This window comes from Microbacterium sp. ZW CA_36, from assembly GCF_044987475.1.
GTDB lineage: Bacteria > Actinomycetota > Actinomycetes > Actinomycetales > Microbacteriaceae > Microbacterium.
Window position 1 is genome coordinate 44969 of record NZ_JBJDRL010000029.1, and the last position, 12417, is coordinate 57385.

The 12417-nt window shown below is 68.4% G+C and carries 10 protein-coding genes, 2 tRNA genes and 2 pseudogenes; 7 read left to right on the plus strand and 7 right to left on the minus strand.

The genetic code is table 11. The features are described from left to right. Positions 1 to 143: 143 nt before the first annotated feature. Complete coding sequence (locus tag ACI3KX_RS13410; RefSeq protein ID WP_404910047.1) at positions 144 to 806, minus strand: HAD family hydrolase; 663 nt, start codon at positions 804 to 806, stop codon at positions 144 to 146. A gap of 643 nt (positions 807 to 1449) precedes the next feature. On the opposite strand from ACI3KX_RS13410, the pseudogene ACI3KX_RS13415 reads away from it, so the two are divergent. From ACI3KX_RS13415 to ACI3KX_RS13430, 4 genes and pseudogenes are all read left to right on the plus strand, one after another. Beyond that, positions 1450 to 1767: pseudogene (locus ACI3KX_RS13415) on the plus strand (helix-turn-helix domain-containing protein); the annotation flags it as partial. Positions 1768 to 1832: 65 nt separating this feature from the next. After that, positions 1833 to 2240: a DDE-type integrase/transposase/recombinase gene (locus ACI3KX_RS13420; protein ID WP_404910048.1), complete on the plus strand. Its 408-nt coding sequence runs from the start codon at positions 1833 to 1835 to the stop codon at positions 2238 to 2240. Between the two features lie 206 nt (positions 2241 to 2446). Then, positions 2447 to 3496 carry an IS110 family transposase gene (locus ACI3KX_RS13425; protein ID WP_404910040.1) on the plus strand — a complete coding sequence of 350 codons (1050 nt, stop codon included), beginning with the start codon at positions 2447 to 2449 and terminating at the stop codon, positions 3494 to 3496. Between the two features lie 34 nt (positions 3497 to 3530). Further along, positions 3531 to 3596, plus strand: a pseudogene (locus ACI3KX_RS13430) (hypothetical protein); the annotation flags it as partial. 455 nt (positions 3597 to 4051) lie between these two features. Here ACI3KX_RS13430 and ACI3KX_RS13435 read toward each other — a convergent pair. Further along, positions 4052 to 4140, minus strand: a tRNA-Ser gene (locus ACI3KX_RS13435). 152 nt (positions 4141 to 4292) lie between these two features. On the opposite strand from ACI3KX_RS13435, the gene ACI3KX_RS13440 reads away from it, so the two are divergent. Next, positions 4293 to 4985, plus strand: coding sequence for a DUF2278 family protein (locus ACI3KX_RS13440; protein ID WP_404910041.1), 693 nt, complete (start codon positions 4293 to 4295; stop codon positions 4983 to 4985). A gap of 92 nt (positions 4986 to 5077) precedes the next feature. Here the strand turns inward: ACI3KX_RS13440 and ACI3KX_RS13445 are convergent, their stop codons facing one another. From ACI3KX_RS13445 to serS, 5 genes are all read right to left on the minus strand, one after another. Continuing rightward, a complete protein-coding gene (locus ACI3KX_RS13445; protein WP_404910042.1) occupies positions 5078 to 6298 on the minus strand; it encodes an LCP family protein in 1221 nt (406 codons plus the stop codon). A gap of 95 nt (positions 6299 to 6393) precedes the next feature. Further along, on the minus strand, positions 6394 to 7674 hold the full coding sequence (locus ACI3KX_RS13450; RefSeq protein WP_349428900.1) for an LCP family protein: 1281 nt from the start codon (positions 7672 to 7674) through the stop codon (positions 6394 to 6396). A gap of 56 nt (positions 7675 to 7730) precedes the next feature. After that, positions 7731 to 7815: transfer RNA gene (locus ACI3KX_RS13455), tRNA-Ser, on the minus strand. Positions 7816 to 8055: 240 nt separating this feature from the next. Continuing rightward, entirely contained in the window at positions 8056 to 8964 is a 909-nt protein-coding gene (locus tag ACI3KX_RS13460; RefSeq protein ID WP_404910043.1) for an HAD family hydrolase, read from the minus strand. Continuing rightward, on the minus strand, positions 8961 to 10226 hold the full coding sequence (gene serS, locus ACI3KX_RS13465) for a serine--tRNA ligase (protein WP_349428902.1): 1266 nt from the start codon (positions 10224 to 10226) through the stop codon (positions 8961 to 8963). Before serS ends, ACI3KX_RS13460 begins: the two co-directional genes overlap by 4 nt. Before the next feature lie 131 nt (positions 10227 to 10357). Here serS and ACI3KX_RS13470 point away from each other — a divergent pair, with 131 nt between their 5' ends. Beyond that, entirely contained in the window at positions 10358 to 11698 is a 1341-nt protein-coding gene (locus ACI3KX_RS13470; protein WP_404910044.1) for a diacylglycerol kinase family protein, read from the plus strand. 102 nt (positions 11699 to 11800) lie between these two features. Next, a partial coding sequence (locus ACI3KX_RS13475; RefSeq protein ID WP_404910045.1) for a deoxyribodipyrimidine photo-lyase occupies positions 11801 to 12417 on the plus strand: 617 nt, incomplete at its 3' end.

A 12417-nucleotide genomic window follows, 5' to 3' on the forward strand; every position in this document is an offset into this window, starting at 1 on the left:
TGCGGGGTGCGTCCGACCCCCGCATGGTGGACGTTGACGTGCGTGGCGGATCGCTCGTTTGCGGCGTCCGCAAGCCGGTCCCTTACCGGACTTCGTTCAAGTCTGCGTCTCGCGGCCCCGCCTGGCGCCGTGATGCAGGCCCGCTAGTTGCCGCCATTTGCGCTGTGGACGTGGCGTGCGACGTCGCGCAAGTTGCTGACGACTCTGTGCCGGTCATGGTCGGGGGCCTCCTGGTGTCCGTTTCGAAACCGGATGAACTGCACGTTGAGCGCCTCGGCGATCTCTTCGTCGTGGTTCGTGTCGCCGGCCATCAGCACACGCCGAGGATCATGGCCCGAAGTCGTCAACCACGACTCGACAACATGCGCTTTGGAGGCCGCATACGCATCGGTGATGCCATGGGTTTGCGAGAAGAACTCGTTCAGAACATGAGGGGTCAGTTGCTGCTCTAAGGTGCGCTCACGAGTTGCGGAGATCAGGACTTGTTCGAAGCCGAGGTCACGGACCGATGCAAGGGTTACTCGTGCGTCGGGCTGGAGAGAAGCCTGCCCCACCGTGTCGGCGAACAGCCGGAGGTACTGGTCAACGGCGGCGAGGAAGTCTGCCTCGTCAACGCCGAGCCGCGCGTAGAACTCCCTGATCGGAAATCCGAAGGCTTGTCGGTAGGAATCCTGATCGGGTATGACCGGCAGGGTTCGCTCCCGGAGCACGGTATTCATCGCCTCTCGGGCAACGTCAACGTCGTCGAGGAGCGTTCCGTTCCAGTCCCAGCACACGACATCGATGGGGGCGCGTTCGGGTTGCATCACGGCCCCGAGTCTTCCAGCCACACGGTCGCGGCGCGCGCCGTGCGAACTGTCGACGCCAGCTGTTCACGCCACCGCTGTGCATGCTTGATTTTCACCGGGCGCGCCAGACGACGCTCGAAAGTCGGTCCCTCAGTGGCGTGCCGCTGCTCAGGGGTGCGGGCGAACGAGGTCCGCGACGTTCCGCCCAGCCACGCTGCCCGCAGGACCCGCGCGTGCGCAGGCCCGATGATGGTCTGACATGAGCCGCACGATTGGCATTGGTGAACGGCTGGCCGGTACTCCGCAGCACCGAGGGAAATCGTCCCTCCGTGTTCGGGACCCAAACGAGACGCAGTTGAGCACTCTGCGCCAGGGCGCAAACCTCCGGCGCGCATTCTGCCAAAGAATTTCGGAATCGGAGTAGCCCAGGTCAAGCCACGAATGTAGTTCCAAGTCGCTCAACCTGCACGAACGTCGCTGAATGTGGGCGAAAGTGCGGAGACGGAGGTGTCGGGTTTCAGGACATCGTTGACAGCTGATCGCGCGGATCTCGCTCGTGATCGTTGACGGCTGAGTCGCGACATCGTTGACACCGCGGGGCGCGTGATCGTTGACCGGTGAGTCGCGACATCGCTGACGGGGGCCGCGGACACGATGGGGCGTGAAACCGAAGAACCTCGTCATCGTCCGCGCCGTCCGTGAACAAGGTCTCTCCCATGCAGAGGCCGCTGCCCGATTCGGCGTGACCCGACAATGGGTCCATACACTCGTCCGCCGTTACGACGCCGAAGGACCCGACGGTGTCGCACCGCGTTCGCGGGCTCCGCAGACCCGTCCCGGGGCCACGCCGCCGGTGATCCGCGAGCGGATCGTCCAGTTGCGCCGGGAGCTGGTCGCCCAAGGCGCGGACGCCGGCCCTGCCACCATCGCCTGGCACCTTGAGCAGGCGGGCTTCCGGGTGCCCTCGACGGCCACGATCCGCCGTGTCTTGCACGCCGAAGCACTGATCACCCCGGAGCCGGCGAAGCGCCCCGCAGCTCCTACATCCGCTTCCAAGCCGACCTTCCCAACGAGTGCTGGCAAGCCGACATCACCCACTGGTATCTCGCATCCGGCACCCGGGTCGAGATCCTCGACTTCCTCGACGACCACTCCCGGCTGCTCGACATCCGCGCCGCAGCCGCGTTCACCGGGCCCATGGTCGTCACCGCGATGACCGAGCTGATCAGCCGATACGGGCCACCGATGTCCACCCTCACCGACAACGGGCTCGTGTTCACCACCCGCCTCGCACGCTTCAAGGGCGCCCGCGGCGGGTTCGAGAAACTCATCGCCGCGCACGGCATCACCCAGAAGAACGGCCGCCCCGGACACCCTCAGACCCAAGGGAAGATCTGTGAAGACTTGAAGTGGTGCAGCACCGGGTCGAGTCTGACCCAGGTCAAGAATTGACCACGGTGTCCTTCGTTCGATTTGTCGGCCCGGCCAGGTGCTGCACCCTGGGGCCTGCCGGCCGGACGGAACTGACCTGATAGGAGCTTGGACTAGAAGCCCCATCACAGTCCTGTCGCTCCGCCCGACCGGCTCGCTCCGACCGTCCCATTCAGCAGCACGGAAGGAGCACCACCAGCATGACAACTCTCACGGACCCTGTCACGGTGATCGGCGGGGTCGACACGCACAAGAACACCCACTACGCGGCGGCGATTGACAGCCAGGGTCGCCTACTCGGGCACCGAGAGTTCCCCGCCACCGGGACCGGGTATGCGGCTCTACGCGCCTGGATGCGCGGCTACGGCGAGGTGAGCTCGATCGGAGTCGAGAGCACTGGCTCGTTCGGCGCCGCCCTGGCACGCGAACTCACCCGCAACGGCGAGAAGGTCGTCGAGGTCAACCGACCCAATCGACTCGCCCGGCGAATGGACGGTAAGTCCGACCGACTCGACGCGGAACAGGTCGCCCGCGCCGTGCTCGGCGAGACGTCCACCGCCGTCCCTAAGAGCAAGTCCGGCGTCGTTGAGGTCATCCGCACCCTCCGCGTCACCCGTTCCAGCGCTGTCAAGGCGCGGAGCCAGGCGATGAACACGCTGTTCGGCGTGATGATCGGCGCCCCGTCCCAGCTGCGCGACGAGCTTGTCGGGCTCACCAAGCGCACTCTCGTGAATCGCTGCCTCCGACTCCGTCCCGAGACCGAGGACCTGCTCTCGCTGGTCGCCGATCCCGACCGCATGCACATAGCCGCGACGAAACTGTCGCTGCGTGATCTTGCGCGTCGATGGAAGACGCTAGACGAAGAGGTCAAGCAGCTCAGCGTCCAGATCGCGGCCCTGGTCACCGAGGTCGCACCCCAGCTGGTGGAGTTGCATGGCGTCGGCACCGAGCTGGCTGGCCAGTTCTTGGTCACGGTCGGCGACAACGCTTCCCGGATCCACAGCGAAGCCGCGTTCGCCAAGCTCTGCGGAGTTGCACCACAACCCGCCTCGAGCGGGCGAACCACAGGCCGTCACCGGCTCAGCCGGAGCGGTGACCGCGCCGCGAACAGCGCACTCTACATCGTCGCGATCGTCCGGATGCGCCGACACGAAGCCACCCGCGCCTACGTCGAACGCCGCACCGCGGAGGGCCTCAGCAAGCGCGAGATCATCCGCTGTCTGAAGAGATTCATCGCTCGAGAGATCTACGCCAACCTCCCCCAAATCGCCACTTGACGAACATAGGAGCATCGAGAGATTCCACCAGACCCTGAAACGCTTCCTCAACGCCCGACCACTGCCCGCCACGATCGACGACCTCCAGCAACTGCTGACCGAATTCCAGAACTGGTACAACACGAAACGCCCACACCGATCCGTCGGCCGCCGAACACCCCTCGAGGCCTACACCGCACTCCCGAAAGCCACCCCCACCGGACCGCGGACCACAGAATGGCGCTCCCGCACCGACAAGGTCGACACGCACGGGAAAGTCACCATCCGCTACGCCGGCAAACTCCGCCACCCCGGCATCGGCAAAGCCCACACCGGCACACCCGTGCTCATGCTGATCCACGACCGCGACATCGTCACCAGCAACGCGAACACCGGCGAAATCATCGCTGAGCACACCATCGACCCGACCCGGGACTACCAACCCCGGAAGCCATGAGACGCGCCGTCAACGATGACCCGACTCACCGAGCAAGCGTCACCGTCAACCCCACGAACCCACAAAAAAGTCCTGAGTCGCGACTCCTTCGTAAACGATGTCGCGACTCAGGACAAGTGCGGAGACGGAGGGATTTGAACCCTCGGTCCCCTTACGAGGACTCCACCTTAGCAGGGTGGTGCACTAGGCCTGACTATGCGACGTCTCCAGGCATCCGGCAGTGAAGCGCGGATGCACCCAGCAATCATAACCGAGACGAGCGCCGCTTCTTGCACCCGCCGGCGCGGTCGCCGCGACGCCGCCCCCGACCCGGAAACGCCTTCGTCGTATCAGCCACACGAGCGCACCGCTCCTCCGGGTATGCCGTTCACACAGTACGGAGTCCTCAGCGGAACCCTCACGTCGCACGAGCGGGACGACCCGGACGAGTTCGGGCGCTGGTGGCACGTCAACCTCAGAGTTCGCAGCGGAGCGCGCGAGTTCAAGGTCGCGGTCGATGTCGACAGCAGCAAATCGGCAACCGGCGTGCAGTGGAAGACCGTCCGCACGACCAGCGCCAAGCTCGGATGGCCGACGCTTCCGCCACCGGCGTTCACCCGGCTCGTCTCCGCCCCGACGACCGGGGCGATCGACGTGATCCGTCATCCGGCCCTGCGCGTGATCGGCATCCGGCAGTTCCTGCAGCGGCTGTTCCGGGCGAGGGATGCCGTACCCGCCGAGCGGTCGTGGTTCTGGATCCCCGTCCTCCGGCCCTGGCGGTCGGGCGACCACCTGCAGGCGTCGGAGGCGCTGGAGGCGACGCTGCGCGTCGGCGCGCTCACCCTGGTGTGGGGCGAGCCGTTCCCTGAGAACGCGGCACCGGCGTCAGTGCAGGGCATGCACAACGTCCACCAGAACCAGGGCGACCCCGCCGGCTCGCAGTGGTGGCCCGAGAACGGGATCTGGCAGGACGGCGGCATCGCGACACTGCAGGCGGACGGCAGCTGGCTCGTCTTCGTCTCGAAGTTCTCCACCCAGCGCGATCACACCGACAGCGAGGGGCACCCCGCCTGAGTCGGGCGTCTCGCCACCGGCGCGGGACGCGTATCATCCGACCGCGCGGGACGGCATATCAGCCGACCGCGCCGGCGCGGACCGCGGACCGGCTACCGGCCTTCCTTCTGCGTGCACGTCGTCTGCGCGGCGGTCTGCCCCGCGATGTCGGACGGCAGCTCGACCCGCTGCTCGGGCACAGGCGTCTCCGCCGTCGCGGGCGTCTCACCGGTGGCCGGGGTCTCCCCCGCCGTCGCGGCGGGCGTCGGCGCCACCTCTGGCTTCACGGCCTCACCGGTCACCTCGACGCCATAGCCCTGGCTGGCGTCGCCGGTGAGCGTCAGCGGTTGATTGGCCTTGAGCGCGTCGAACAGCACCTTCGCGGCATCCTTCACCGGCATGACCCGGCTCGCGCCGTCGCCGGACGAATACCGCGTCGGGTACTGCACGAACACGATGTCTTCGTACGGCACGTCCTTGACGGCCATCGCGATCTGCACCATGAGCGTGGGGTTGGTGAGACCGGAGCTCAGGACCAGCTGCTTCTGCTGCACCTGGTTGATCGCGGTCGACGCGAGGTTCAGCAGCGTCGCGGGGTTCGACAGCACGGCGCCGGACTGCAGCTTGCGCACCATCGACGACATGAACTGCTGCTGGTTCGAGATGCGGCCGAGGTCCGAGCCGTCGCCGATGCCGTGGCGGATGCGCAGGAACTGCAGCGCCTGGACGCCCTGGAGCGTGTGGTTGCCTGCGGTGAGGCTGAGCCCGGTGTGCGAGTCGCTGATGTCGTCGGCCACGCACACGTCCACGCCGCCGATGGCATCGGACATGTTGATGACGCCGGTCCAGCGGATCGCCGCTGCGAAGTCGATCTCGTCCTCGATGAGCGATTCGACTGTGAGCACGGTGCAGGCGAGCCCGCCGTACTGGTACGACGCGTTCATCATCTGCGACGACATCGCCGAGTAGCTGCCGCTGCCGTCCTCCGTGGGGCAGGACGGGATCGGCACGAGCATGTCGCGCGGGAACGAGACGACCGTCACGCGACGGGGCTCGTCCGAGATGTGCACGAGCATGGTGACGTCGTTGCGCTCACCCTCGGTGTCGCCGCGCTGGCAGGCGGACGACAGCTTCGCGTTGTCGCCCTCGCACGAGTCGGTGCCGGCCATGAGGATGTTGACGCCGCCCTCGATCGCACCCAGGGACGGCGGCAGGACCCCGCCCTCGTCGAGAACGACGGCGTTGGCGGCCACCGTCTGCGTCGCGTCCCACACGTTGTACGCGGCGATGCTGGCAGCGCTCACGCCGAAGACGCCGAGCACGACGCCCAGCATGGCGAAGAGTGTGACGAACGGATGCCGGGACTTCAGGGCACCGTGGCGCGCGAGGGGCGCCCGGCCCTCTCGCGAGGGCCGCTTCGACGCCGCCATCAGCCGTTGGCCCTGACGTTGCCGGCCGAGCAGGTCTGCTGCGCCGCGTTCTGACCCGGGATGTTGTCGGGAAGCGCCACGGGGGTCTCGCTCGGCGCAGGCGCGGCGGTCGGGTCCGTGGTCGGCGCGGGGTCGGTGGTCGGCTCAGTGGGCTGCGGGTCGGCCACGATCACTCCTCCGGTGAGATCCTGGTCGTGCGTGACCTCGATCGACTCGTTGGCTGCGAGCGCCGCCCACAGCTGATCGGCCGAGTCGTAGTCGGGCACCACGCGGTTGGCGTCGGCGGGGTCCGTCAGCACGGGGTACTGGACGAACACGATGTCTTCGAACGGCACGTCCTTGATCGCGAGCGCGATCTGCATGAGCGTCATGGGGTTGGTCAGCGACTCGCTCGGCGTGATGTTGTCGACCGCTGTGGTGGCCAGCTTGTACAGCGTCGCCGGGTCGGAGAGCACCTCGCTGCTGACGAGCTTGCGGGCGAGGCTCGACATGTACTGCTGCTGGTTGCTGATGCGCGCCAGGTCGCTGCCGTTCTCGAGGCCGTGGCGGGTGCGCAGGAACTGCAGCGCCTCGACGCCCTGGATCGTGCGAGGACCCGCCGGCCAGTTGATGGCGGTGTACTTGTCCTTGATGCCGCCGTTGCCGATGCAGACGTCGACGCCGCCGATCGCGTCGGTGATGTTGATGACGTTGCCGAAGCTCACCTTGGCGGCGAACGGGATGTTCTGACCACTCAGGTCGCTGATCGTCTTCGCGGTGCACGACAGGCCGCCGTAACCCCACGCCTCGTTGATCTGCGTCTTGGAGGTCGCCGATGTGGTCGAGCCGTCTTCGCGCGTGCAGGACGGGATCGGGATCATCAGGTCGCGCGGGAACGACACCACCGTCACCCGGCGCGGGTTGTCGGAGATGTGCACGAGCATGTTGACGTCGTTGAGCTGCCCGCCGGCGTCCGCGCCCGTGCAACGGTCACCGAAGAGGTACGCGTACTCCTCTTCGCATTCGTCGGTGCCGACGAGCAGGATGTCGACGCCGCCCTCGATCGCTCCGATGTCGGGCGGGACGGATCCCTGGCCCTCGAGCTCGACGGCATCCGCGGTGAAGCTGGTGGTGATGTCGGTGACGGCATATGCCGCGACCCCGACGCCCGAGACCAGCACCACGGCGGCGACGATGCCGATGAGCTTCGCGACGAAGCCGAACGGGCCCGGAGACGACAGCTCACCATGACGGGCCACCGTACGGCGGCCACGCCTCGTGGGCTTGTGCGTCGAGCTCACTCGGTTCCTCTCAGGGATGCTGCGGTCTCACGGTCGCCCCCGGCACATCGTTTCTGCGGAGGGTGTGGGATTCGAACCCACGGGACATTGCTGCCCACTGGTTTTCAAGACCAGGTCCATCGGCCGCTCGGACAACCCTCCCGACCGAAGCCACCCCGGAGGGCGGCATCCGTCGAACAGGCGTCGAGTCTAGCCGACAGCACTGTCGGCCCATTCTTCCAACGGCGCCTGGCAATCCTCTGAAGGACGCACGCTTTCCCGAGTTGGTCCGGTCATTGAGCGAGCGAAGCGAGACGAAACGCCTCGAACCACGGTCAGGCGCCGGGTTCGGGGCGTTTCGTCTCGCTCGTTCCTCGCTCGCTCAACGACCGGGTGGCGGGGTCAGAGGAGGCGCAGCACGGCGGCGACGCCGCCCTCGTGGACCGAGGACGTGGTCTCGCCCGCGGCATCCCGCACTTCCTGCGGGCCCTGCGCCATCGCGACGGCACGCCCGCCGTTGTCGAGCGCCCAGCGGAACATGCCGACGTCGTTGCGGCCGTCGCCCATCACGAGGACGTGCGCCGGGTCGATGCCGAGCTCGGTGCGCACCAGCTCGAGGCCGGTGCTCTTGTCGACGCCCTTCGGCGCGATGTCGAGCCATGCGGTCCAGCCGACGGCGTACGAGACGTGGTGGAGTCCGATGCGGGCCACCAGGTCGACGAAGTCCTTCTCGCGCTTGTCAGGCGACACGACGACGATGCGGCACACGGGCTGCGCGCCGAGCTCTTCGAACGGCACTCGACGCGCGTTCGTGAGATTCCAGTCTTCGAGGTACTCCGTGTACAGCCGACGGCCGTCGGGCAGCTCGACGAGGTAGCGCGCGTCGGGCAGGTGCTCGCGCAGCTGCTCGAGCACGGCACTCGGGTCGAAGGTCTCGATGTGCCAGCGGTCGTACCGCAGCTCGTCGGCCTCGACGCGCTTGAGGACGACGGCGCCGTTGGAGCACACGACGAACTCGGGAGCGATGCCCAGCACGCGCAGGATGCCGCGGGTACCCTCCCAGCTGCGGCCGGTGGCGACCATCACCTCGTGGCCAGCGCGGTGCGCGTGCTCGACGGCGTCGACGACCCCCGGACTCAGCGACTCGTCCTCGAGCAGCACGGTGCCGTCGATGTCGAGTGCGATGAGGAGCTGCTCCGTCGCGACGGCGGGATTCTCGGTGTCGCGCGCGACCCGCTCGACGAGCTTCGCGGCCTTCTTCGGCGCGACGACCTTGATCGACCCGGTCGCGGGCAGATGCGCGTCGGTCACGCGATCGGCTCCATGACCTCGAGTCCGCCGAGGAACGGTCGCAGCACCTCCGGCACGGTGACCGAGCCGTCCTCGCGCTGATGCGTCTCGAGAATCGCAACGATCCAGCGGGTTGTCGCGAGCGTGCCGTTGAGCGTCGCGACCGGCTGCGTCTTGCCACCTTCGGGCCGGTAGCGGATGTCGAGCCGACGCGCCTGGTAGGTCGTGCAGTTCGACGTCGAGGTGAGCTCACGATAGGCGTTCTGCGTAGGCACCCAGGCCTCGACGTCGTACTTGCGGGCGGCGCTCGAACCGAGGTCGCCCGCGGCCACGTCGATCACGCGGTACGACAGGCCCAGGTCTTGCAGCATGCGCTCCTGCAGCTCGACGAGGCGCAGGTGCTCGGCCTCCGCCTCTTCAGGGGTGGTGTAGACGAACATCTCGAGCTTGTTGAACTGGTGCACGCGGATGATGCCGCGGGTGTCCTTGCCGTACGACCCGGCTTCGCTGCGGTAGCAGGTCGACCAGCCGGCGTAGCGCTTGGGTCCGCGCGAGAGGTCGAGGATCTCGTCCATGTGGTAGCCGGCGAGCGGCACCTCGCTGGTGCCGACGAGATAGAGGTCCTCGTCGTCGAGGTGGTAGACCTCGGCGGCGTGCTTGCCGAGGAACCCGGTGCCGCGCATGACCTCGGGGCGCACCAGCGTCGGCGGGATGATGGGCGTGAAGCCCGCTTGCAGCGCGCGGTCGAGCCCCAGGTTCATCAGCGCGATCTCGAGGCGCGCGCCGATGCCGGTGAGGAAGTAGAACCGGCTGCCCGACACCTTGGTGCCGCGCTCCATGTCGATCGCGCCGAGCCGCTCGCCGATCTCGAGGTGGTCGCGGGGCTCGAAGCCGAAGGCGGGAACCTCGCCGTGGGTGCGCAGCGTGACGAAGTCGTCCTCGCCGCCGGACGGCACGCCCTCGATGACGATGTTCTCGAGGGCGGAGAAAGCCTCGGCGGATGCCTCCTCGGCGGCGGTGACCGCGTGCTGGGCCTGCTTCACCTGCTCGCTCAGCTGCTTGGCCTCGGCGACGAGCGCCGCCTTCTCCTCTTTGGGGGCTTGCGCGACTCTCTTGCCGTGAGCGTTCTGCGCGGCGCGGAGCTCTTCGAACGTCGTGATCGCGGCACGTCGGGCCCGATCGGCCTCGACGGCGACGTCAACGGTGTCGGGCGACTCGCCCCGCGCCTCCTGCGAGCGCTTGACCAGCTCGGGATTGTCGCGAAGCAGCACGGGATCGATCACCCTGCAAGCTTAGTCACGGCCTCCGCGCAGGCACGTGTGGCCTCGGCCGTCGACCCACGGCCGAGACTCCCTGGCGCGCCCCTTGACCTCGGATGCCCCCGACGGGCGTTTCGCGTCCTACTCTGGACCACATGGCGGCATCTGGATCGAGCGACGACGCACGACCTGACGACGCACGACCTGACGACGCACGACCCGAGGACGACCTCATCCCGCACCCGGCCGATGCGATCTACGCCGACGGTCCCAGCACCGCCGAGCTCGACCTCGCCGAGGTGGAGATCGAGGAGACGATCCCCACCGCCGACGCGGCCCCGCCTGCCGGGCGGCCCGAGGCCGAGTCACCCGACCCGGCCGAGGCTGCGAAGCCCGACGACGTGATCCGCGAGCCCGACGACGTCGAGGCCGACACGGCCGACGGCGAGACCGGCTACGCGCGCCGCGTCGATCCGGCGGGACGGACGCGTCCCTTGGAGACTGCGGGTGAGCGCCCCTCACCCAAGGCCGCCCTCGTCTACAACCCGATCAAGGTCGACGCCGACACCCTGCGTGAGACCGTCACCCGGCTCTCGGCGGACGCCGGGTGGGCCGAGCCCCTGTTCTACGAGACCACGGTCGACGACCTCGGCGACGACGTGACCCGTCAGGCACTCGACGAGGGCGTCGACACCGTCCTCGTGGCCGGCGGCGACGGCACCGTGCGCGCCGTGTCGGAGGCGATGAGCGGCAGCGGCGTGCCCCTCGCGATCGTGCCCAGCGGCACCGGCAACCTGCTCGCCCGAAACCTGAGGCTGCCGCTGACCGAGCCGGACGCCATGGTGCGGGCGGTCTTCGACGGCGACAGGCTCGCCATGGACGTCGGCTGGACCGAGCTGAGCCGTCCCGACGGGACGACCGCCGAGCACGCCTTCGTGGTGATGGGCGGCATCGGCCTGGATGCCGCGATGATCGCCAACACCAACCCGCAGCTGAAGAAGACCGTCGGCTGGGTGGCGTACGTCGACGGGGCGGCGCGCGCGCTGCCGTACGCGAAGCCGTTCCGCGTCGTCTACGAGCTGCCCGGGCACCGGCTGCACTCCTCGCGCGTGCAGAGCGTGCTGTTCGCGAACTGCGGGAGGCTCCCCGCGGGACTCGACCTCATCCCCGAGGCCTCCATCGCCGACGGCGCGCTCGACATCGTCATCTTCCAGCCCAAGGGGCCGTTCGGCTGGCTGTTCGTCTGGCGCCGCGTGGCGTGGGACAACAGCTTCCTCCGTCGCTTCCGCACCGGCCGCCGCGTGCTGTCGCTGCGTACCAAGGACAACGCCGTGATCTACTCCCGCGGCGCGGGGATCGAGCTGGCGACACACGAGCCGCGGCCCGTGCAGCTCGACGGCGACGAGTTCGGCGAGGCCCTCTCGGTGAAGACCCGCGTCGCCCCCGCCGCACTCCTGGTCGTGGTGCCCAAGGGCCACGACACCGACGGTCTCTGAACACCCTCCGCACACTCGAGCGCCCGCCGGTGCTCAGCATGCCGATCATCGTCGGCCTGTCAAGACCGCGCCCGCGGGACGGTCGCGCGGCAGGATGGGGCCATGCCCGGCCCCTCCATCGTGTGGTTCCGCGACGACCTGCGCCTCGCCGACAACCCCGCGCTGCGTGCGGCCCTGGATCGCGGCGAGCCCGTGATCGGGTTGTACGTGCTCGACGAGGAGAGCCCCGGCATCCGCCCGCTCGGCGGGGCGGCGCGCTGGTGGCTGCACCACAGCCTCGCCTCGCTGGGCGAGCGGCTGCGCGAGCGTGGCGGCACCCTGGTGCTGCGACGCGGCCCGGCCGATCGGGTGGTGCGCGAGGCGGTGACGGATGCCGCGGCCGGCGCCGTCTTCTGGAACCGGCGATACGGCGGGCCCGAGCGCGAGATCGATGCCGGCCTCAAGTCCGCTCTCCGGGAGGACGGCGTCGAGGTCTCGTCGTTCGCGGGTTCGCTGCTGTTCGAGCCGTGGACGGTGCGCACCGGCGCCGGAAGCCCGTTCTCGGTGTTCACGCCCTTCTGGCGCGCGTGCCTCGCCCTGCCCGCACCGCGCGCCCCGCTCGCCGAACCCCGCGAGGTCGGCGGGCCGCGCCGGGCTCCGGCATCCGACTCGCTCGACGACTGGGCGCTTCTGCCCACCCGGCCGGACTGGGCGGGCGGACTGCGTGAGACGCGGGAGCC

Excerpts from the sequence above, each read along its gene's own strand:
- ACI3KX_RS13410 (WP_404910047.1), bottom strand. The coding sequence starts at position 806 with ATGCAACCCGAACGCGCCCCCATCGATGTCGTGTGCTGGGACTGGAAC.
- ACI3KX_RS13445 (WP_404910042.1), bottom strand. The coding sequence starts at position 6,298 with ATGCTGGGCGTCGTGCTCGGCGTCTTCGGCGTGAGCGCTGCCAGCATC.
- ACI3KX_RS13470 (WP_404910044.1), top strand. The coding sequence starts at position 10,358 with ATGGCGGCATCTGGATCGAGCGACGACGCACGACCTGACGACGCACGA.
- ACI3KX_RS13440 (WP_404910041.1), top strand. The coding sequence starts at position 4,293 with ATGCCGTTCACACAGTACGGAGTCCTCAGCGGAACCCTCACGTCGCAC.